This window comes from Lacrimispora struthionigena (assembly GCF_048627165.1).
GTDB lineage: Bacteria > Bacillota > Clostridia > Lachnospirales > Lachnospiraceae > Lacrimispora.
In genome coordinates this window covers 931,104-952,837 of sequence record NZ_JBMBWP010000001.1, presented here as the reverse complement: position 1 = coordinate 952,837, position 21,734 = coordinate 931,104, and the positions used below count along the sequence as shown (strand labels likewise).

The 21,734-nt window shown below is 40.7% G+C and carries 17 protein-coding genes; 2 read left to right on the top strand and 15 right to left on the bottom strand.

The features are described from left to right. Positions 1–69: 69 nt before the first annotated feature. The 11 genes from ACOAOT_RS04360 to ACOAOT_RS04310 all read right to left on the bottom strand — a co-directional run bounded on the left by ACOAOT_RS04360 (position 70) and on the right by ACOAOT_RS04310 (position 13,608). A complete protein-coding gene (locus tag ACOAOT_RS04360) occupies positions 70–1,281 on the bottom strand; it encodes an ABC transporter permease (RefSeq protein ID WP_420215860.1) in 1,212 nt (403 codons plus the stop codon). Positions 1,282–1,290: 9 nt separating this feature from the next. After that, the gene (locus ACOAOT_RS04355; protein ID WP_420215859.1) at positions 1,291–2,499 is read right to left on the bottom strand and encodes an ABC transporter permease; all 1,209 of its coding nucleotides are present in this window, start codon (positions 2,497–2,499) and stop codon (positions 1,291–1,293) included. After that, positions 2,493–3,311 carry an ABC transporter ATP-binding protein gene (locus ACOAOT_RS04350; RefSeq protein ID WP_420215858.1) on the bottom strand — a complete coding sequence of 273 codons (819 nt, stop codon included), beginning with the start codon at positions 3,309–3,311 and terminating at the stop codon, positions 2,493–2,495. Before ACOAOT_RS04350 ends, ACOAOT_RS04355 begins: the two co-directional genes overlap by 7 nt. Before the next feature lie 12 nt (positions 3,312–3,323). Next, positions 3,324–4,703: an efflux RND transporter periplasmic adaptor subunit gene (locus ACOAOT_RS04345; protein ID WP_420215857.1), complete on the bottom strand. Its 1,380-nt coding sequence runs from the start codon at positions 4,701–4,703 to the stop codon at positions 3,324–3,326. 431 nt (positions 4,704–5,134) lie between these two features. Continuing rightward, a complete protein-coding gene (locus ACOAOT_RS04340; protein WP_420215856.1) occupies positions 5,135–6,700 on the bottom strand; it encodes an ABC transporter permease/substrate-binding protein in 1,566 nt (521 codons plus the stop codon). Further along, positions 6,701–7,834, bottom strand: coding sequence for a betaine/proline/choline family ABC transporter ATP-binding protein (locus tag ACOAOT_RS04335; RefSeq protein WP_420215855.1), 1,134 nt, complete (start codon positions 7,832–7,834; stop codon positions 6,701–6,703). A gap of 168 nt (positions 7,835–8,002) precedes the next feature. Further along, positions 8,003–8,638: a GntR family transcriptional regulator gene (locus tag ACOAOT_RS04330; RefSeq protein ID WP_420215854.1), complete on the bottom strand. Its 636-nt coding sequence runs from the start codon at positions 8,636–8,638 to the stop codon at positions 8,003–8,005. A 79-nt stretch (positions 8,639–8,717) separates the two neighbouring features. Then, the gene (locus ACOAOT_RS04325) at positions 8,718–8,993 is read right to left on the bottom strand and encodes a hypothetical protein (protein ID WP_420215853.1); all 276 of its coding nucleotides are present in this window, start codon (positions 8,991–8,993) and stop codon (positions 8,718–8,720) included. 123 nt (positions 8,994–9,116) lie between these two features. After that, complete coding sequence (locus ACOAOT_RS04320) at positions 9,117–9,704, bottom strand: flavodoxin family protein (protein WP_420215852.1); 588 nt, start codon at positions 9,702–9,704, stop codon at positions 9,117–9,119. 156 nt (positions 9,705–9,860) lie between these two features. Continuing rightward, entirely contained in the window at positions 9,861–12,104 is a 2,244-nt protein-coding gene (locus tag ACOAOT_RS04315) for a glycoside hydrolase family 2 protein (RefSeq protein WP_420215851.1), read from the bottom strand. After that, the gene (locus ACOAOT_RS04310; RefSeq protein ID WP_420215850.1) at positions 12,097–13,608 is read right to left on the bottom strand and encodes an MFS transporter; all 1,512 of its coding nucleotides are present in this window, start codon (positions 13,606–13,608) and stop codon (positions 12,097–12,099) included. The genes ACOAOT_RS04315 and ACOAOT_RS04310 overlap by 8 nt, the downstream gene beginning before the upstream one ends. Before the next feature lie 131 nt (positions 13,609–13,739). Here ACOAOT_RS04310 and ACOAOT_RS04305 point away from each other — a divergent pair, with 131 nt between their 5' ends. Then, a complete protein-coding gene (locus ACOAOT_RS04305) occupies positions 13,740–14,942 on the top strand; it encodes a helix-turn-helix transcriptional regulator (RefSeq protein ID WP_420215849.1) in 1,203 nt (400 codons plus the stop codon). A 9-nt stretch (positions 14,943–14,951) separates the two neighbouring features. Here the strand turns inward: ACOAOT_RS04305 and ACOAOT_RS04300 are convergent, their stop codons facing one another. Genes ACOAOT_RS04300 through ACOAOT_RS04285 form a run of 4 tightly spaced genes read right to left on the bottom strand, consistent with a single transcriptional unit; the run spans position 14,952 to position 20,274 of the window. Then, the gene (locus ACOAOT_RS04300; protein WP_420215848.1) at positions 14,952–16,700 is read right to left on the bottom strand and encodes a glycoside hydrolase family 3 protein; all 1,749 of its coding nucleotides are present in this window, start codon (positions 16,698–16,700) and stop codon (positions 14,952–14,954) included. Positions 16,701–16,704: 4 nt separating this feature from the next. Then, entirely contained in the window at positions 16,705–17,556 is an 852-nt protein-coding gene (locus ACOAOT_RS04295; RefSeq protein ID WP_420215847.1) for an HAD family hydrolase, read from the bottom strand. Between the two features lie 7 nt (positions 17,557–17,563). After that, complete coding sequence (locus tag ACOAOT_RS04290) at positions 17,564–18,877, bottom strand: carboxylesterase family protein (protein ID WP_420215846.1); 1,314 nt, start codon at positions 18,875–18,877, stop codon at positions 17,564–17,566. After that, positions 18,874–20,274, bottom strand: a complete 1,401-nt coding sequence (locus tag ACOAOT_RS04285) for an MFS transporter (RefSeq protein WP_420215845.1) — start codon at positions 20,272–20,274, stop codon at positions 18,874–18,876. Before ACOAOT_RS04285 ends, ACOAOT_RS04290 begins: the two co-directional genes overlap by 4 nt. 181 nt (positions 20,275–20,455) lie before the next feature. Between ACOAOT_RS04285 and ACOAOT_RS04280 the strand changes: the two genes are divergently transcribed. Further along, positions 20,456–21,679 carry an AraC family transcriptional regulator gene (locus ACOAOT_RS04280; protein WP_420215844.1) on the top strand — a complete coding sequence of 408 codons (1,224 nt, stop codon included), beginning with the start codon at positions 20,456–20,458 and terminating at the stop codon, positions 21,677–21,679. The last annotated feature ends 55 nt before the right edge of the window (positions 21,680–21,734 follow it).

Genomic DNA, 21,734 nt, shown 5'->3' with positions numbered 1-21,734 from the left:
TTTACTTTGCGAGCCTTTAAGGAATTTTTTATTTTTCAGAAAAAAAGCACAGCATGCCTGCTGCGCTTTTTACTCATATCGTAAGGCCTCAATGGGATCTTTCCCTGCCGCTTTGGATGCCGGGTAAATTCCAAAAAACACACCCACCAGCGCAGAAAATCCAACCGCAATAATAATTACCATTGGTTTGATGACGACTGTCATTCCAAGAAGGGTACCTCCAAGAAAAACAAGTCCTGCTCCCGTTATAACTCCGATGATTCCCCCCATTGCAGAAAGTATGGCCGATTCAGTGAGAAACTGGACCATAACATCCCAGGTCTTTGCTCCAAGCGCCTTTCTGATACCGATTTCCCGGGTCCGCTCTGTAACAGAAACCAGCATAATATTCATGATTCCGATTCCGCCTACCAGAAGAGAAATTGCTGCTATCCCTCCTACGGCTGCAGACAGACCACCCATAATCTGGTCCACGCTTCCCATTTCGCTGGATACGGAATAAAAGGTAACATCTTCTCTCTTTCTGTTTTTGCTCTTGGCTATATACTGGGAAAAACGGTCAGAAAAAGATTTCATATCAGTCCCTTCTTTTGCGTAAAGCCTGATATTGTAAATGGTATCATTGGGCCAAACCAGAATAGACTCAGGCAGATAACCTTTTTTATTCTCACTAGAACCATTTACCATAGCCATAAATGGATTCTCTTCCTCCCGGTAAACACCTACCACATCATAATCATCGGTATCTCCATAAATCGTCGTCCGAAATGATTTTCCTACAGCATCCTCCGTACCAAACAGCTCTTTCGCCCCTTTTGCTTCCAGAACAACATGATTTTTTCTTCCTTTTATATCTCCCTCATTTAAATTCCTGCCATATATGATGTTAATCTTATGAACATCGGGATAATTAGAATCAATCCCCTCCATGGCGAATTTTACCTTGTTTCTGCCAAAAACAGCTTCCACATTCTGCCGGGAATCACCGTCTATATAAGTGATCTCATCTTTGAAAACTTCCCTGATGCGGTCAATATCATCCACACTGAAATAATCGCTTTGTCTCATATCACTGCCGTCAGAGGGCCAGACATAAACATAAGCCATGGTTGTTCCCACATCTTTATAGATATCAGAAATCATAAACCGCATGGTATCACCAATGGATACAATGGCAATTACCGATCCAATTCCAATGATAATCCCAAGCATGGTAAGAAGAGATCTCATTTTGTTCGCTTTTATGGCATGAACTGCCATTGTCATATTTTCAAACAGCATGCTTCCCTCCTATTCATACCTCAATGCCTCGATTGGATCTGCCTTCGCCGCCTTTGAAGCCGGGTAAATTCCAAAAAATATACCTACCAGCCCGGAAAATCCCACCGCCATAACAACTACGGATGGTCTTACTATTACGGTTGTTTTTAAAACCGCTCCTCCGATCATTACAATTGCCACTCCAAGAATGATTCCAATCACACCACCGCATGCCGACATCAGTGCCGATTCCGTCAAAAACTGAATCATAATATCCCTGGTTCTTGCACCAAGCGCTTTCCGGATTCCAATTTCTCTGGTTCGCTCAGTTACTGACACCATCATGATATTCATGATCCCGATTCCCCCTACTAAAAGAGAGATGGCTGCAATTCCTCCTACTGCTGCAGACATGGCTGAAAGCTTGGAATCCACGCTTCCCATCTGATCTACTACAGTCATAACACGGATATCTGATTCTTTGCGGCCTTTCGTCTTTGCAATATATCTGACGATCTCAGGCTGAAATTCTTTCATGTTCACTCCGTCACGAACATAAAAATTCAGCACCTGAGACCTGTCGCCTTTTGGACTTACCACAGTGTCGGGAATAAATCCAGCCTGTTTTTGCCCATTGCCAAGGAGCATGGCAGCCATGGGAGACAAGTCTTTGTGATACACTCCCACCACGGTAAATTCCTGAGTGTTCTTATTAACAGTCATTCGGAAGGTACGTCCTACACAGTCCGCCGTGCCAAAGAGCTCCACTGCACCCTTATCCTCCAGCACCACGTGGTTTGCTGCTTTTTTTACATCTGCTTCATTAATAAATCTCCCGTAAATAATATTCTGGGGCTGTACGTCTGTATAATTATAGTCCACTCCCTGGAACTCGAATTTCACCTTTTTTAAGCGGTTTATCGCTTCTGTATCCGCGCTGGAGTTGGTATCAATATACGCGATCTTATCATGGAAGACCTCTTTCACACGTTCCATCTCATCCCGGTCAAAATAATCGGTATCACGGAAATCGGTCACTTCCCAGGATACCAGAATGATAGCCCGATTAAGCCCTACATCTTTATATGCATCTGTAAAAACATTTCTCATGCTGTCTCCAACAGACACAATGGCAATTACTGCACTGATACCGATAATAATGCCCAGCATAGTGAGAAATGAACGCATTTTATTGGATTTAATGGCGTGTAACGCCATACTCATATTTTCTCTCAGCATAATGCATCCCCACTCTGATACTCTGGCTCTTCCGGCTCTTCTGGCTCTTCTGGCTCTTCTTTCTTTCGCTTTGATACCGGAATATTGGGTGTATCACTGACCAGGCTTCCATCCCGGAAACGAATGATCCGGTTGGTAAACGCCGCTATATCTTCTTCGTGAGTAACCAATACTACCGTTGCTCCCTCGTTGTGCAGCTTGGAAAACAATTCCATGATTTCCACTGATGAAGCCGAGTCTAAATTACCGGTGGGCTCATCAGCAAGAATCAGGGGCGGCTCGTTAGCCAACGCTCTGGCAATTGCAACCCTCTGTCTCTGACCTCCGGACAATTCATTGGGCATATGTTCGTATCTGGTTCCCAGACCTACCCGTTCCAAAAGCTCAAGTGCTCTTTTTTCTCTCGCTTTTTTAGAAATGTGGGCATAAGTCATGGGAAGTTCCACATTCTTTAAAGCTGATGTTCTGGATATTAAGTTGAAGGACTGAAAAACAAATCCGATTTTACGATTTCTAATGGCAGATAAATCATCAGACGGAAGATCCGCTGTATCAATGCCATCCAGGAAATAATGTCCCATGGTTGGACGGTCCAGACAGCCGAGTATATTCATCAGTGTCGATTTTCCTGAACCTGACTGCCCCATAATGGCCACAAACTCGCCACGCTTTATTGTTAAGTTTACCCGCTTTAATCCCAGAACCTTAATGGAACCGGTATCATAGATCTTAACCATATCAACCAGTTTAATCAGGTCTTCGCTGACATTCTGGGTGATATAGTCAGGTATCACTTCTTTCTTTTTCCACATATAACATCCCCCCTACTGCTGAGACGGAAGCACGTGTACCGTCATTCCATCTGTAATCATAAGGGAAGGAGCTTCAATCAGCTGCAGACCTTCTGTTAAGGCACCCTCTTCGTCCGGAATAATCTCCGCCTCAATATCGCTTTCTACACCGGTCTTTACTGGTATGTATTTTACTGTGTTATTCACAACGGAGGCTACTGCCATAGTTCCATCGGGATTCTGAATCAACGCCGAAATAGGAACTACCCATACATCTTCTGCTTTTTGCAGTTCTATTTTGGCCTTTGCCGTAATTCCCGCTATCAGCTTTGTATTCTGGTCAATAATACGAATGGTGGTTGGGATGACACGTTCTGTAGAACCGCCTCCCTTTTCTTCTCCGGTAGGGGAAATAGCAGTTACTTCTCCTTTTACTGTATCACCATTTAAGATGTCTGCGTTAATGTCTACCGGCTGCCCTACTTTCACCTTGCCGATGGAATATTCACTTACGTTAATTTTCATCTCGAGGACATCCAGGTTATTAATGATAAACATGGGCTTATCATCATCGGTTTTATCCGCAAAACGGCCCACCTTGCAATTTACCCTTACTACAGTTCCTGCAATGGGGCTGGTTACTTTTGTATTCTCCAGTGCTTCTTTTTTCTGCTCCAGCTCAAATGCTTCTTTTTCAATCTGCAAAGAATAGGATTCATTGGCTACTGGTTTTCCATCCTTAATCGTATAGGTGGTAAGCTCCCTGGCAGCATCATTCATGTTATTGGTAGCTGTCTCCAACTCAACTCCTGTGGCACTTCCACCCTGATAAAGAAGAAGGGTTCTGTTATAATTTGCTTTTGCCGTCTCAAACCCCTGCTTTGCCTTGGCATAACCGTTTTCTGCTTCCAGCTGTTTATCTTTATATGTACTGACAGCAAGATCATAAGCATTCTGGGCTATATCCACACCTTTTTTCGCATCCTTATCATCAAGAGTGGCCAACAGCTGCCCCTTCTCTACCTTGTCACCCTCTTTTACCCGTAGTTCCAGGATCTCAGCATGTAAATTGGAAACCACCTCCACACTGTCCGTTCCCTGAACCGGACCGCTTACAGAAAGAACTTCCGTAACTTCACCTTTTTTTAATGGTGTTGCTGTAACCGGCATAACCGCACTTTTTCCGCCCGCTACACTTTTAAAGGCAATAAAAAGGAACACTACAGTAACTGCAGAGCCCACAATAATTTTCTTTTTTCTGCTCCATTTTTTCTTAAGAAGCTTTTTCTTCTTTTTACCCCCGTGCTCCTCAGTCATCAGATGCTCCAATTCTTTTTCAAAGTCATCATCCGCCATAGGACCGGCTTGCGCCACTTGCATCTCTTCTTCTATTTTCTTCCTGAAAAATTTCATGCTCGTACCCTCCATATCGATTTCTGTCTCTATCCTATTATAGCGGGGTGTTATAATGAATTAAATATAAAAATTCTTATAATTTTCTAAATTTTTCCAAATAAATCGTAAAAACTGCTGTAAGTACGTATTTTCCTTACAGCAGTCTCCTGATAATCATTGTAAATTTAAAATTTTTATCATCTTTTTAAGAAAAAGTAATGTAGCAATCAGAAAAAGGATACCCATTCCCTGATTAAGATAAGGGATTGAAAAAAAGCTTAATGTCCATAAAAGAAAAAGAAGAAATGCATCTGCCCTTAAATATGTTCCAAAAGCATAACTAATCCATATCTCCTTCTGTGTCAATTCCTTCTCTCCTGCAAGCAGCCGGCATAGACCGGGGCGGCAAAAGCACTGGGAAAGAATAAAAAACAACACAAAAGAAAAAATCATGATACCAGCCCGCTTTCTCTTAAGAAATCTTTAGCCACATTTTCCGGGGTCTGCTGCTGTTCATCCACTTTATAGTTTAGTTCCACCATAACATCGTCTGTGAGTAACTCTCCCAATTCTTCTAACAATCCTGGTAATTCCGGACACTCTTTCAGTGCTTCTTCCCTTATCACAGGCATTGCAAAGTAAGGAGGGAAAAAATGTTTATCATCGGTCAGCGTCTTTAACTGAAATTTCTTTAAAAGTCCGTCCGTGGCAAATGCGTCCACTACATCCACCTCTTTGCCAGCCAGTGCGGTATAGCGGGGGGAACCGTCAATGGTAAGTTTGTTACCCATTTTAAATCCATAAGCATTTTCTATTCCTGTCAGTCCGTCTTCTCTGTTGGAAAACTCAAACGTGGTGCCAGAAGTCATAGTACCTGCTATCCTGGATAAATCACTGACTGTCTCCAGCCCGTTTTTTTCAGCAGTTTCCTGACTTACTGCCAGTACATAAGTATTGTTAAACTGCATCTGTTTTAAAACAGCAAGATCAAAACGCTCTCCATATTCCTTTTTCACAGTTTCATAGACCTGCTCCATATCACTGATTGGCGGATATTTTAACATATCCGTATATGCTGTCCCGCTGTATTCGATGTAAAGATCAATATCTCCGCTCTTTAGCGCGCCTGCACAAACCTGAGTTCCGCCCAGGCTTAACCTGCGGTTCACTTTAATATCCGTTCTTGCTTCTACCAGATCCGCCACCAGATTTCCCAATATTTCCTGTTCCGTAAAATCCTTAGATCCGATGGAAATGGTCCTGCCCGCCTGATTGCCCGTGCCGATTGAAGTAAATAAAAACACGGCTGCAAGCAGAACTGCCGCTACACCAAGACCCGCTTTCTGAACGGTTCTTTTCTTTATCTTCTCTGCCCTGTCTCCCTTTTGCAGACTGATAGGGGTAACCAGTTTTTCAACCAGTCCGATAATAAAGTCAACCGTTAAAGCCAGCATACACGCTGGAATCGCTCCTGCCAGAATCTGGTTGTTATTCACTGTCCTGATTCCGGAAAAGACCAGATAACCCAGTCCGCCCGCTCCGATAAATGCAGCCATGGTCATAAGTCCTACTGCCGTGACAGATGCAATTCTCACGCCTGCCATAATTACCGGAAGTGCAAGAGGGATCTGAACCTTTGTCAGAACCTGTAAGGGCGTTAAGCCAATTCCCCTGGCTGCTTCAATTGTCTGTGGATTTAAATTTTCGATACCTGTATAGGTGTTTTTTATGATGGGAAGCAGAGAATAAAGAACAACCGCAACAATTGCGGGAACGGTACCAATACCAAGCAGCGGAATCATAAATCCCAGCAATGCCATACTTGGAATGGCCTGAATAATATTAGCTGCTGCCAGCACTGGTTTATTGGCTTTTGATGCATAGGCGATTAATATTCCAAGAGGCACACCAATTAATATTGCAAGTCCTACGGAAATTGCTGTCAGCTTCACATGTTCAATCAGCAAGGTTATGATCTGCGGGTAACTGTCTCCAATATAAGTCCAAAAATTCATTTACGCATCTCCTCCTTCATACTCAAAATATTGCTGACTTAATGTGGTCACCAGACTGCTCTTTGTAATAAGACCTTTTAAACGTCTGCTTTCATCCACAACCGGGACGGCAGATACTTTATAATCGGTAACGATCTTCAAGGCATCCAGAATATTCTCATCTGGCTGCAGTACTTTAAAATCCTGGGTCATATATTCTTCTGCCTGTTTTGACTTATCTTCCACGCTTCTTAACACGCTGGCTTTTACCATGCCTTCCAGGCGCCGGCTTTCCCTGTCAATAATCAACAGCGTGTCTACTTTATTCTGGCGCATCTTATCCACACATTTTAATATGGAAAGATCTTTTGCTGCTGTAACCGGCTGGTCAATCATAATATCAGATACCCGGATAAATTCCGGAGATGACCAGATTCTGTTTTTACCTACAAAGTTTGATACAAATTCATCTGACGGATTATTTAATATATTCTCCGGTGTATCATATTGTAAAATGTCTCCGTCCTTCATAATACAGATCATGTCTGCGATTTTAATGGCCTCATCCATATCATGTGTAACGAATATTATTGTTTTTTTCAGCTTGCCCTGAAGCAGCACCAGTTCATCCTGTAAATCGGAACGGGTCATGGGATCCAGTGCAGAAAACGGTTCATCCATAAGAATAATGTCCGGGTCTGTGGCAAAGGCTCTGGCTACCCCCACACGCTGCTGCTGCCCTCCACTAAGCTCCGTAGGATACCGGTCTAAAAACTCACTGCAATCCAGCCCGACCATCTGCATCAATCTTTTTGTATTCTCTTCCCTGTCCTTTAATGGCATCCTCTCAAGCCTGGGGATCAGCTCTATGTTCTCTCTTATGGTCATATGAGGAAAAAGTCCTGTCTGCTGGATGACATAGCCAATTCTTCTTCTCAAGGTAACTTCATCCATGGCAGCAGTATCTTTGCCGTCAATACAAATCGTTCCGGAGGTAGGTTTTATCAGGCGGTTTATCATTTTTAAAAGTGTTGTCTTTCCACAGCCGCTCTCTCCAATAATTGCCACCAGGCTTCCTTTTTGTACAGTAAAGGTAATATCATTGAGAACCTTTTTTGCTTTATATTGTTTTGAAATATTCTCAAACTTTATCATCAATTACTCTCCTTTCTTGTTTAGTGACAACTTATATTATATGTTAAAGTTGTTACTTTGTCAAATCGCAAAATAAAGCCGCAGGATTTGATACGCTTCCTGCGGCCTTATTTTCATATGGTTTTATTTATTTTCTTACACCCTTTTCATCCACTTCATAGCAATCTATTAGCTAGGATATAAAAATCCCTTTACACGGTCTGCAGTATCATCCTGCGCAATAAAATATATAGTATCGCCTTCCGTCAGCGCCACGTAGGGTCCCGGGGACTTCATCACCAGATCCTTTCTGCTGACAGCGATCACAGTCGCACCGGTATGCTGCCAGAATTGTATCTCGGTAACTGTCTTGTTTAAATAAGCGCAGTCCTTTGTGATCCGAATTTCAAAAGGCATAAACGGATTCATAGACCGGAAATGAACCGAAGCTTCTATCAGGTCATTCATACACTCATTTAAATAGTCCATCTCTTTCTTCTGACGGGATACACTCTTTAATAAATTCTCTTTAATGGTGTCAATGGTCTCCAGTTTACTGTTCTGCTGAATATAATCCGCTGCCTTTCTCTGGGATCGGATTATAATACCGCTGCCCTTTTCTGATGATACAATTCCCAGATCACTGAGTATGCAAATAGACCTGCGGGCAGTTTCCGGCGAAACGCCATACTGGCTCGCAAGGGAAGAACGGGCATATATCTTCTCACCTTCTGCGTACTCCCCATTGGCAATGCGGGCTGCCACCTCGATTGCAATCTGCTGGTAACGGGGAATAACGGTTCTGGTCTTTGGCTCTATGTCCATGTGATTATCATTTCCTTTTCTGATTTATAATATAAAACAGATTTAGTATAGCCTAAAACCAGACGAAAAACAAGCCATGTTAATTCTCTGTCTCACCATCTGCATCCATGAGAATTTCCAAAATTTTAACAGCTTTCTGATAACTGATATCTTCTACCTGATGGAGCCGGTTCACTACCTGCCTTGTAATCAGTCCTTTCTCTCCCTCAGCCCCAGTAACAGTATCTCTTTCCTTGTAATAGTATGTAATACCATTCGTCAGTTTCACATAATCTTCTGCAATTTCTTCCACACTGTAATTGTCTTCATGATCTCCCTCACAGACCGTAATCTTGTCACCAATACAAAGATTCATACCAAAACCTCCCACAAAATAATTAGAATAAAGATAACTATTACTATTATAACATAATTATATTGAAAAATATAGTATTGTCTGCCTTGTTTATATTTTTATACAGCTTTTTATTTTCACCCCTTAATTACACATCCCACATTTTATACACGGCTCCCCATCCATGCATACAGCTTCGCTGGCAGCTGTATATTCCATTATCCGATTCTCCAGAAATAACCTTGCGCATTCTATATCAGCCTCATCGGGATGCTTACGCGACTCCTCATGACGCCTGATCCCCTTTTCATCTAAAAAATGGGGGTGTTCCGGAGGCAGCTTCTTTCGATATTCCGTCCGCTGAATGTCAATTTTCCCCTGAGACAGAAATACTCCCATACAAATGTTGTTCTGTGAAATTGATTGAAAAATGGCTTTTTTCACCTTATTACCATACTCACTGCTGGGATAACCCCCCATGGTTCCCACAGCAATAATCTTTTTATTTTTACAGTGTTCTAAAAACATCTGGCTGTTATAATCCAAATTACCGCGCCGACACCAGAAAAACAAAACAACCAGTTTTCCAATCCCATCAGAAGAGGTAAGAAACTCATTGTCATGCACTGAAAATGAACCAGTTTTTCTGCTCAATTTCTCCAATACGCCCTTTGCAAGCTTCTCCGTATTTCCAGTCAGCGATGATAAATAGACGTATATGTTGTCGTTCATCTTATTCACCTGTTATTTTTATACTTTTTTTACTTTACCATATATTTAAAAATGGTATGTTGCACACGCAACATACCAAAGATAAAATGGTTAAAATAATTATAATCTTAATTTCTAAATTTGTAAATGCCCCTGTCTCTAAGGCTCTATAACTTGCTAATACTTTTTAATCTGATTTAATGCATGGTTTAAATCTTCCATTTTAAAATCAGGGTTCCGGTCTTTATCACGGCCAAGAATACTAAGTAGAGAGAGTCCTAAGGGAATTCCTTCATCCTTTTCTACTGTTTCCGCAGTTGCAGGGGCAAATTTGTAAAATACCTTCATTGCCTCCTGATTTTGCGTGATATCATAAGCACTGTCCTTTAATGAAAAATAGCCTTCTCTTATCAGATCATCTTCTTTCAGGAACCAGTTCCTTACAGCTTTCCCTTCACCGGAATCTGGTAATTGATAGGAAGTCTCTTTTTCAGCCACTTTTTCAAAAACCACCTGATCTTCTGCACAAGCTGCATCTGTTACCACGCTCCGCACCACAAAAGAGTTGTTTCCCTGCTGCAGCCCGATCTCCTTAAAAATAACCGTACCATTTCCATTGTTATATGCAGAACAGATAAATTCATTTCCCTGATTCCCAAACAATGCAACTTCTTCCTGGTTTGTATATACTTTTATATCAATACGGTCCTCTGCTCTTTTAACAAAGCGTTTGGAGCAAATATGGATAAACGGTTCTTCTGACCACATTGCTTTATAATAATAGAAAGCATCTTTTCTTATCTTACGATCATATGTTACAAGACCTTTCTGATTAATATACTTCTTACCCCCCTCATTTCTCCTGAAGCTGGAGAAATCAAACATATTCCAAACAAAGCTGCCCCACAGATAATCCTTGCTGTCAAAAATCTGATATACGGTTTCACTGTATAACGCCTGATATTCTTCCGAGTAATCTCTTACTTTTGGCTGTTCGGAGTGAAGGGCTGTGTTTGTATCTACGCCATACTCGCTGACACCAATGGGCATCTCTGGACAGGCAGCATGAAACTGATCCAGAAAACCATCATAATCATTCATCTCACCATAATACCAGCCAAAATAAATGTTATAACCAATCATATCCGTGATCTTGTTTAACTCACTTTCAAATTTTACCGTATAAAGGTTTGCACCCGTTACAAGCCGGGTATCATCAAGTTCACGGGCATATGAATATAATTCACGGCACATTTCATGCATGTAAGGCGCATCTTTAAACATGGCTATTTCATTTTGGATTCCCCAGAAGCAGATGGAGGGGTGGTGAATGTTTTGTAAAATTAATTCTGTCAGCTGGTATTTTGCATTTTCAAACAGTTCTTTGTCTTCCGTCATCTTAAGCATGGGAATCTCTGCCCAGACTATATAACCTTCCTGATCGCAGCGGTCGTAATGATACTGGGGATGCTGATAATGAGAAAGACGAATGGCGTTTGCTCCAATTTCCTTAATTAATTGAAAACTAATATCCTGCTGCTCTTTGGTCACCGCCGAAAAACTTTCTGCAAAATCCTGATGCATGGATACACCACGGATTTTTTCTTTCCGGCCGTTTAAATAAAAGCCAGTCTGGGCATTCATTTTAATGCTGCGAAAACCAATAGACTCACAGACCTCATCTACAACATTCCCATTCACACATAAGGCTGCGCGCAGCAGATACAGTCTGCCCTCTCCCTTTCCATTCCATAAATATGGATGTGGGATCTGAAATCTCACTGTTTCATTTGCCGGTCCTGATGCCTGGGCTGCCACAGTTCCGTCCTCTTCCAGAACATCGTAGCGGATTATTGCTCCTTCCGGTGCAATTGCGTGAGAATCGATTTCCAGCAATCCATTCCCGCCTTCCAGACTGGTACTTGCAATAATTCCATTGGTACCATAATACAGGTAGTCGAAATGCTCTTTTTCTGTTATTAGTAAATTTACATTGCGATAAAGGCCCCCGAAAATAGTGAAGTCACCGAAAATAGGTGATATTGTCTGGTTTTGTGCATTGCTTACATATACTTCCAGACACAGTTCCTTTTCCGCCAATACAGAATCAGGCAGTTCAACGCGAAAGCAGGAATATGCTCCCCGGTGTTCCCCGATCAGTATTTCATTAACAAATACCTTGCAATGCTGATCTGCACCTTCAAATTCCAGAAATACCTTCTGCCATTCTTTTGATACCGTAAGCAGCTTCCGGTAAACAGCCAGTCCCTGATACTGATCTTCATCTGTATACCATGTGTGAGGGAGTGTAACCTTTAAAGAACCCTTCCCGCTTAATGTCTCCGGTGTATTTGGATTTGAAATATCACCATCGGGTAATTTTAAAAATTCCCACCCCTCATTCAATGATAATTTATTCATTTGATTCCCTCATTTTATAAATAATTCCTTCAATACTTTTCATCTTTTCTGGTGTTAAATCATAAAACTTCATGGCCACAATATTAAATACCGCTCCGATTAATTCCAGACCGTAGTAGAATACAACCGCTACTATCAGCAAAGAGCTGCTGTAAGGTGTTTCAAGATCAGGAAATTTATCTGCAAAGCCAATGGCTGCAAAACCAAATCCTACTAAAAGCGGACCAAAGGAAGAAATCATCTTATCCATGAAGCTGAATAACGTTCCTACCATGCCAGGAATATACTTCCCGCTTCTGCTTGCCTCATAATCGGTAACATCTGCAATCATAGGAGGAATAATGGAACTGGTGATCATCTGGAATCCTCCGCCTAATACAGAAACTAAAAACAGCATAATTGTAAAAAAGGAAAATCCGGCAAAAGCCTGACCATAGCCATTGGTATAACCTGGAAGGTTTAATGTTTTAGGATCACAGAGCAGCCATAAACCGATTGCCAGAACATCCATAATTACAACACCCCAGCTTCCAAGCTGCATGGCTTTTTTCAAACCAAGTTTTCTGCCTATGGTACCAATTCCAAGAGTCATCATTACCAGTCCGATCACTGTGGTGTACATGGTCCAGCCACCGGATAGCTTATAATTTCCTGCTGCAATTCCGTATAGAACCAGTACGATAGCACTTGTCTTACAGGTATTGGCAAGCATATCGGTAGCTCTTGTTATAATCATCATCTGAAGTGGGCGGTTCTTGATCAGTACCTGTATATAATCTGACATTTTTACCTGAGGTGCTTTTTTTGTGCTTGTGTCACTGAACATACGAATGTCCTTTGGTGCGATTGAAATATAAGCAATCACAATACCTAATGTCGCAAGAAGTGCAACAATCAGCCAGTACTCATGGAATAATTCCGCACTTTTAAGAGATCCATATTTTACGGCCAGTGATGCGACAACCATTGTCATTACGGCACGCATAACACGTACAATTACAGTTCCCACAATGCTGAGTATGGGTCTTTGGGATGGGTCATTTGTCAGACACACATTTCCAACATGATTGCTGATATTTAAAAATGTATAGCCAATATAATACAAAAGAGTAAATACAACAAAAAATACGGTTCTGATGCCAGTTTCCGGTAAACGGTCCGTCACATTAAACATCAGGAAACTGTTGACAAACAACATCGTTCCACCGATTACAAGACATAATCTGGTTTTGCCAAACCGTCCGCCAAACTTATCAATCAAAAAGCCTACGATAGGATCTGTAACGCCATCCCACAATCTCATAATTGTTGAAAAACTGGATGCCAATACAACTGCCATTCCTACATATCCATTTAAATAATATGACATAATCATGGTAATGCCCATATAAAGGTTAACGGCCATATTGGCCCCGCTGAATCCGAAAATCCGCCAGACGGGAACGTAATGTATTCCATCCTCCTTCATATATTTTCGGATCTTTTCATTTGAGTTGCTATCCATAATGTCCTCCCTGTTTAATTAAAAACTTGATTCACTTCGCGTATTTAAGATAGCATATATATTATTTTTGTGATAGAATAATATCACTCATAATAGAATTTTATCACAATGTCGTTTAGAAAGGCAATCCTATGAAGAATCATACTTACGAAAAATTTAAAGTTGCCTCCTCACTGATTCAGGATTTTTATCATTTACAGATTAATATACTTGAGCAGGAAGACCAGATAGAGGAATTCATTGATAAAAACCGCCTCCATAGTGTGCAGTCTTTTTTTACCAGTGAGATACTAAAGCTTTATACAAAACAATTTTCTCCAGACAGCATCTATTATCTGACCGATGCATTTATGGTGCATCTGGTTGTTTTTTTTATTGAAGAAGATCCTATTGTTTTAGGTCCTTTCTGTACCCTGCTTATGACGGCAAAAGATGCCCGTACCATCTTTGAGCAATACAAAATAACAAACTTAAGTCAGACAGACTTTTTTTCTTATCTCAGCTCCCTTCCGGCCATAAAAGAATCGGAACTATTCCGCATGATTTCTTCCATGATTCATACGGTCTGCCCACAGGGACCGGAAAAACAGATCAAGAACGTGAACTTCTTTCATCTTCCGGAATCAATACCAGAGGAATATGGAACCAGGGAACATTACACAGTATTACTGGAAAAACGATACACTTACGAACAGCATTTTATTCAGGCGATTGAAAACGGGAACTCCAGATCAGCTATCTTTAATCTTCACAATATGCAGATGGATGTGGCCTATTTAAAACGCATCGGTACTACGTTGGAAAATGAACGGATTGGAGCAGCTATTACAAGAACCACCGTAAGGCTTGCAGCATTGCGCGCCGGTCTTCCGGCAATTGTGGTCGACAGACTTTCATCCCAGAACACAGCAATCACCCATAGTGCAAAAAATGTGGAAGAAATTCTGACTGCAAAAGAAAAGATGATCCGTGAATTCTGTAATGCCATCCACCATCACAAAGATCAGAAATATAGTTTTCTGGTACAAAGTGCACTATACTTTTTTGACCATCAATACTACAAAGAGATCAAACTGAAAGAACTTGCTGATGAGCTGAACGTGTCTCTCAATCATCTGATTTGCGAATTTCGGAAAGAAACCGGATTTACTCCAAATTCATATCTGCAAAAAAACAGAATGAAGCAAGCCTCCATTCTGCTTTCCAGCACCGACATGACCATGCAGGAAATCAGCAGTTCCGTGGGCATATCCGATGCTAATTATTTTATTAAGGTATTTAAAAAATATTATGGGGAAACTCCCACAAGCTATAGAAAAAAATACAGAACTTAGTTTCTTATACTACAGTCTGGTATCCCATCTGTCACAGAATACTTTGTCATTTGCAGTACCAGAGAATTTACTGTTTCCGCATATTTTATCAATTGCAGCTCTGATATTCTCCTGATTGCTGCCATAGGCATTGACAAAGGTATGAAGCTGCGGAACATCGATTAAGTGATTGGTATAATTGAGACTGATTCCAACAGTCGGCACCTCCATATTATACCAGGGGAGCTCACAGCTGTGATTGCAGCTCCAGCGGATGCGGACATTATTCTCCTGTGCATATCCTTTCACGTTTATTACAAGAAATACAATATCATGGTTGTCAATAAATGACTGGCGTGATTCGTGTCCCAGCATCTTCACGAAGTTCATGGGAGAAACTCCGTTTTCGACTTCCAGATCATGGTAGTTGGGACATACGTCAACATCAAAACCTGCTCTCTCTAATTCTTTGATTACGGTTTCTTTCACAGGATCACCTTTGTATGCCTTGCTGGTGGGGGTACTCTGGACATAAACCAGATACGCTCTTTTTTTCAAATGCACATCCACAGGTATGAGCTGCTTTGTGTCTTTCACCAGGGTAATACATTCATCCGCTGCCTGTTTTGTAAAGGCATGGTGTTCCTCACACCCAATCCATTTATCTTTTAATTCCGGACCCGGTATTCTTATTGATTCATTATAAAGGTGTAACTTTGCCTTTAACCCAAGGATTCGGGTAACTGCATCAGTAAGCCGATCCTCAGTTACTATCCCGTTTTTAACTCCTTCCCGAAGATATTCCATATCTTCTTCCACATCATTGGCAAATAAAAACATGTCACAGCCGGCTGCAATGGCTTTGGGAATCGCATCACATCTCTTTACCATGGCAGTCATTCCCACCATATGAGATGCATCCGTCGTAATTACACCGTTGAACTTCATCTCATTGCGAAGCAGATCTGTAATTAATTCAGGGGCAAGTGTTGCCGGCATTATTTCTTCATCTTTTATTCCAGGACGTAACTTTCTGCTCATTTCTGGTAATGCAATATGTCCCGCCATAATTGACTCCAGGCCTTCATCAATCATGGTCTGATATACGTTTCGAAAACTTTCGTTCCATTCTTCCACGCTTAAGGAATTTACACCAAGTGCCAGATGCTGATCCAGTTCTTCCACGCCATCTCCCGGGAAATGTTTGCAGCAACAGGCCATATTGGGATTGGCCTCTTTAATTCCCTTTATGTATGCTCTTGCATTGTCGATGACGACCTGAACATTATCACCATAGCTTCTGGTGTTCACAATGGTATTTCGCCAGTTCATGTAAATATCTGTAATCGGATTAAACATCCAGTTACAGCCCACTGCAGTCGCTTCCCGGCCCGCCGTCAATCCTGTATGATACGCATGATCGGTGCCGCTTCCTGCTCCGCACTGCGCTGCTGTGGCAACAAATGTACCTTCTGGTATACAGCCATTTCCGCCTTCATCGCAATTTGCTGCAATCAGCAAGGGGATCCTGCTGTGCTTCTGATACAGGGTATTCTGCAGATATACGGTTTCCTTATCCCCTCCCTGCCAGCGCAGGCCTCCCTGATGAGACTGACTCAGGGTCTTTTTTATTTGTTCTTCATTTACTCCGGGCGTTGCCTTCAGCAGTATGAACAATTGTCCGATTTTCTCATCCAATGTCATTTCGCTATAAGTCTGTTCCACCCATGAGATCTGTTCCTCATTTAAGCAGAATGGTTTTTCCTTCAAATTTACCATTATATTATCCTCTTTCTTTTTGTACAAAGTTATCATAGAATTTCTTTTTGTAATAAATAGAATCATCTCTAAAATCCTGTTGAAGAAATTTACCAAATGCATGTTCTATAAACTCGTTCCATGATTTTGCTTCCTGTTTCACGAGAATAGGATAAAAAAGAACGTGATTCTCACTTGCAGCTTTTTCATCTCCCGGGGCATCCCCGATCATGATTACATGGTTCGTATCATAGCCCTTTTCTAATAACTCATGGATGCAATGGGATTTGCTTCCAATATTTTGTGATAACAGCAAATCAATATGTTGAAGCAGTCCATTATGAAGCCATTCTTCTCGAACGGCTTCATAATTTGCGGAGGATACGATTGCAATATCAGCATATTGATGTACCTGCTCCAATACATCCTTTACATTTGCAAAAGGCATCTTTTCCTGGGGTAATAATTCTTTGATTCTCTGATTTAATCTTTCTGACCAATCCAATGCTTTTTCCAGGCATACGGTTCTGTTCTTTGAAATTTGTTTCATTAAAGATTCATTTGATAATTCCTTTGTCTCTTTCACCCAATCGAGGAAATGATCCAATGCTTCTATCACAATATACGTTTCATTGATTTCTTTTAACGCCATTGCAAGTCCTTTAAATCGGTTTATCCCTCTTAATTCAGAATACAGGTTTATCTCATACCATCGATTAAGAATTTCCTCTTCCCATTGCTGTAAATTCCACACTTCAATCAGACAGGGACCAAAACACTTTTTGTGTTTGATGTCCATGGTATCCATCGCACATCCGTCCGAATCCACACAGACCAGAAATTGTTTCTTTTTCTGATAATTTTCAATATCTTGCATTATATCATTAACTCCTTACTATTTTGTTCATTCCGATCTCTGTATCTGAAAATACCATAATATCATCCTGGGAATTACTTGTTGCTCTCCATTCTGGAAGTGATTCGCCATTGGGATTTCCACGTTTTGCAAAGTTGCTGAAATACTCCATCATAACATCTGATAACTGATAATCCTTCTCTTCCCATGGCCTCCAGCAATTTTCCAACGCACCAATGGTGTACCAAAGTTCACTGGAATGCCAGGAACCTTTCTCATCACCAGGAAGGTTTCTGGAAAAATAGAAACAATACGAAGGAATCAGCCCCTGTTCAGACTGCAGGATTGTCCAGTCTTTTGCCATTCTGTGCATTTCCTCTGGCAGCAAATCATCCTTTGTACTTCCCATCATATATGGAATTTTTGCCTGCATCCCCTTTGTAATCATTTCATCTGTATGAAAGGGCACAATCCCCCTATCAATAACCGGCATGCAGTTTTGTATCCCATTGGGATATTTCTGCATTACTGCAAACATGGAATCCAGTAAGTCTTTGGCATCGCATTCAATCCATTCTGTTAAAGACGTTCCAACTTGAGACAGAACCTCGTTCCAGAACGGATACGTTTTCTCCGCATAAGTGGCATTTGCAAATGTTTCACTGACACCGCCTCCACTTGTCATAATTGCCTTTGATATATATTCTTTCGCCAGTGGCGTCATACACAACTGCTGCAGACTCATGGCACCTGCGGATTGCCCCATCACTGTGATGTTAGATGGATCACCGCCAAACCGTTCTATGTTATGATAGATCCATTTTAAAGCGGTAAGCTGATCATAAAGACCGTAATTACCAGTATGTCCATCTCTTTTTTCTAATTCCGGCAGGGAGCAGAAGCCAAATGGGCCTAACCGATAATTGCAGGTTACGAAAATAACCCCTTTTTGTGCATAACCAGAACCATCAAACGGTTTCTCATTTCCACAGCCGCCCTGAAACATTCCTCCATGTACGTAAAAGATCACAGGTGCTTCTTTGCAGCATTCCGGTTTCCATATGTTTAGGTAAAAACAGTCCTCACTATAAGTATATACGTCATCTTTCCGAAACTCTTTATAATAAAATGATTCTTCCTGTTCTTTATAAAATGTTCTTCTCTGAATGCCTGCGTCTTTAAACCTGGTTGCATCAAAGACGCCATCCCATCTGGTTACTTCTACGGGATACTCCCACCTTCCAGCAGTTGCATACCGTATACCACTAAATTTGTGAACGCCGGTTTCAGAATCAATCCCTTTTAATTTGCCACAGGCAGTATCAATTGTTATTTCTTTCATTTCTCTCCATCGCCTTCCGATTTACTTCGTCTCTGTGCCAGTTCCGCATAGATCATCTCAGTTTTTGCTTTTGATAAATTAAAGATTAAGCCCATACCAATGATTTCTACAAGTCCCGCAACTGCAGGCATGATTGTTACCATACCTCTTATTCCAGCTCCAACGCCAGCCTGCTGGGTTGCAACACCGGAAACATATCCAATTGCAGCTAAAAAGTAGGTGGAACCACTGTGGGTAATTGATGTTCCGATCTTTTTACTGAACGTATAGATGGAATATAACGTTCCGTCTGCTCTTTTATTTGTTTTGTATTCCTGATAATCAATGCAGTCTGTAATAAACGCCCAGATTAACATCATGAAACCTGTCTGACCTATATTTGCCAATGTGCTTAATACCAGGTATACATAGACGTTGGAAATCGGGAAAAGAAACAGGCAGGAAGAAAATACAATATTATACAATGCACTGGCAATAATTACTTTTCTCTTTCCAAATTTATGGGCAAGTTTTGGGATTAATGGGAATACAAAAAACAAAATTGGAATACTTAACGGAGAAGTCAATGCCATCATTCTGGGAGCGTGATAATATTCTCTATATAAAAAGCTGGATAACGATCCCATGGAAGCTGAAGCGATACAATTTCCGAAAGATGCGACCATTACTCCGATTAATGGTCTGTTTTTGATTGCTTCTTTTAAAACATCAAAGAATTTATAATTATTAGCTATCTGTTTCTTGTTATCAGCCTCAGAATATCTCTCTGTGGTAAATGTTAATAATACGAAATAAAATACAATGCTAAGTACACAGGCAACAATTGCAAGAATGAAAAACGCTTGTGGATTTACTGTCTGATCCTTATTCCAGACAAACATTGGGACTAATGGCAGGAATAATACTCCGACTAATGTTCCGCCAAGGCTTCTTGCCCTTGATAATTTCGTTCTTTCCACCGGATCTCTTGTTATTACAGAAGCCATCGCACCATAAGGCATAGAAGTACCGGTGTAACTCATTCCGTAAATCAGGTAGCCCAATGCAATCCAGATATGCTTCATTGTCATTGACCAGCTGGAAACATCAGCAAAACACATAAGCACTGATATTGCTAACGGGATCATGGCGATTTTAATATAAGGTTTAAATTTATCTCCTGATTTACCAATTCTTATTCTGTCAGGCAACGAACCGATTAATGGATCATTTATCGCGTCCCAGATTTTTGCAAAAAGAAACAATCCGGCCATCCATTTAGCACTAATGCCCAGTACATAGGTACTGAATGTCAGTATGTACAGATCAATGTATAAATTGATCATACTCCCGGCCAAGTCTCCAAAGACGTAACCTAATTGATCTTTAAACCCAAATTTCTTTATTATTTTCTCCATTGTAGTGCCCTCCACTTATGATTATGCATTACGATTGTTCTATCAAATAGTAACAATTTATCAGAAGGGATAACAGAACTATTTTTACTAAAAATAGCATTATTTTTTGTTTTGTATTGATTGATCATGGATTTTATGCTATTTTGAATGAATCAATGCGTTCAGGAGGTGGACCTTATCTATGTACGATCACTACTTTGACTTAGCAAAAAACATATTTGACAGTCAGAACATACAAACGATTCTACTGACTTCCCCATTTGATAATATCAACAAGATCGATTATTCCTTACGCTCCAATTTATATCCGCAGCAACATCCTTATGAAGATATCAAGGACTGGCTGATACAGAAATGTTTATTTCCAAATATCTATATCATGGAAAGCTCGTACCATATCTGTAATGTATATTTGAAGCTTCCTGTTGCAGACCATACCGATTCTTATTTATCAATAGGTCCTTTTTTGTTTAACCGGCCAACTGACCCGGAAATTCGGCAAATAGCAGGAATCTATCCATCTCCACACATGGAACAGGAATTAATATTCTTTTACAACAATCTTCCTTTATCGATCTCCCGCGAACGATTCCAGGCTTTTATTACTGCGCTTTTTTCACCTGTTCTTGGACCTGAAATGCGTATCATCTATCAGAGTGATCCCCATATTTTAGATACTCTGATTCCGACCAATGATTTTGAACATTCTTTTTCTGAAGGGGATCTGTCACTGAATCTGGTGGAACAACGATATCAGATTGAACAGCAAATGATCGCTGCTGTTAAACAGCAGAATTTTAAAGAAGCAATCCGTCTGCATAAGAAAATGCTCCAGTTTAATTACGGACAGAGAACTTCAAACCAGCTGCGTAATTCCAAAAATTTTATGATTGTATTTAATACGTTATTAAGAACTGCGGCCAGGGAATGTGAAGTTCACCCTTTTTACATTGATAAAATATCCCGGCAGTTTGCAATAGAAATTGAACAATCTACCAATGACCTGCAATTAACAAGGCTTACAACTGACATGATACGCAAATACTGTCTATTGATCCACAATCACTCTGTCAAAAAATACTCTGACAACATTCAGGACTGCGTTACCTATATCGATCTTCATTATAACGAACCTCTTACCCTGAAGAGGATAGCTGAATATCAAAACCTCAACAGCAGTTATCTTTCAACTCTGTTCAAAAAAGAACTGGGTAAGACAGTAACGGAATATATCACGCAGACACGCGTCAAGCAGTCTTTATTGTTGCTGAATTCCACCAAACAATCCATACGGGATGTTGCCAATCAATGCGGGTTTGATGATATCAATTATTTTTCCAGGATATTTAAAAAATATCAGGGGATGTCGCCTAGTTCCTATCGGAAGATGATTCAGGACATGTAAATTTATTTTTTAAATCATAAAATAGCAGGCAGATTTTTATCTGCCTGCTATTAAA

Excerpts from the sequence above, each read along its gene's own strand:
- ACOAOT_RS04355 (WP_420215859.1), bottom strand. The coding sequence starts at position 2,499 with ATGCTGAGAGAAAATATGAGTATGGCGTTACACGCCATTAAATCCAAT.
- ACOAOT_RS04325 (WP_420215853.1), bottom strand. The coding sequence starts at position 8,993 with ATGAATCTTTGTATTGGTGACAAGATTACGGTCTGTGAGGGAGATCAT.
- ACOAOT_RS04340 (WP_420215856.1), bottom strand. The coding sequence starts at position 6,700 with ATGAATTTTTGGACTTATATTGGAGACAGTTACCCGCAGATCATAACC.
- ACOAOT_RS04280 (WP_420215844.1), top strand. The coding sequence starts at position 20,456 with ATGTACGATCACTACTTTGACTTAGCAAAAAACATATTTGACAGTCAG.
- ACOAOT_RS04345 (WP_420215857.1), bottom strand. The coding sequence starts at position 4,703 with ATGAAATTTTTCAGGAAGAAAATAGAAGAAGAGATGCAAGTGGCGCAA.
- ACOAOT_RS04360 (WP_420215860.1), bottom strand. The coding sequence starts at position 1,281 with ATGCTGTTTGAAAATATGACAATGGCAGTTCATGCCATAAAAGCGAAC.
- ACOAOT_RS04350 (WP_420215858.1), bottom strand. The coding sequence starts at position 3,311 with ATGTGGAAAAAGAAAGAAGTGATACCTGACTATATCACCCAGAATGTC.
- ACOAOT_RS04310 (WP_420215850.1), bottom strand. The coding sequence starts at position 13,608 with ATGGATAGCAACTCAAATGAAAAGATCCGAAAATATATGAAGGAGGAT.
- ACOAOT_RS04305 (WP_420215849.1), top strand. The coding sequence starts at position 13,740 with ATGAAGAATCATACTTACGAAAAATTTAAAGTTGCCTCCTCACTGATT.
- ACOAOT_RS04300 (WP_420215848.1), bottom strand. The coding sequence starts at position 16,700 with ATGGTAAATTTGAAGGAAAAACCATTCTGCTTAAATGAGGAACAGATC.
- ACOAOT_RS04335 (WP_420215855.1), bottom strand. The coding sequence starts at position 7,834 with ATGATAAAGTTTGAGAATATTTCAAAACAATATAAAGCAAAAAAGGTT.
- ACOAOT_RS04320 (WP_420215852.1), bottom strand. The coding sequence starts at position 9,704 with ATGAACGACAACATATACGTCTATTTATCATCGCTGACTGGAAATACG.
- ACOAOT_RS04290 (WP_420215846.1), bottom strand. The coding sequence starts at position 18,877 with ATGAAAGAAATAACAATTGATACTGCCTGTGGCAAATTAAAAGGGATT.
- ACOAOT_RS04285 (WP_420215845.1), bottom strand. The coding sequence starts at position 20,274 with ATGGAGAAAATAATAAAGAAATTTGGGTTTAAAGATCAATTAGGTTAC.
- ACOAOT_RS04295 (WP_420215847.1), bottom strand. The coding sequence starts at position 17,556 with ATGCAAGATATTGAAAATTATCAGAAAAAGAAACAATTTCTGGTCTGT.
- ACOAOT_RS04315 (WP_420215851.1), bottom strand. The coding sequence starts at position 12,104 with ATGAATAAATTATCATTGAATGAGGGGTGGGAATTTTTAAAATTACCC.
- ACOAOT_RS04330 (WP_420215854.1), bottom strand. The coding sequence starts at position 8,638 with ATGGACATAGAGCCAAAGACCAGAACCGTTATTCCCCGTTACCAGCAG.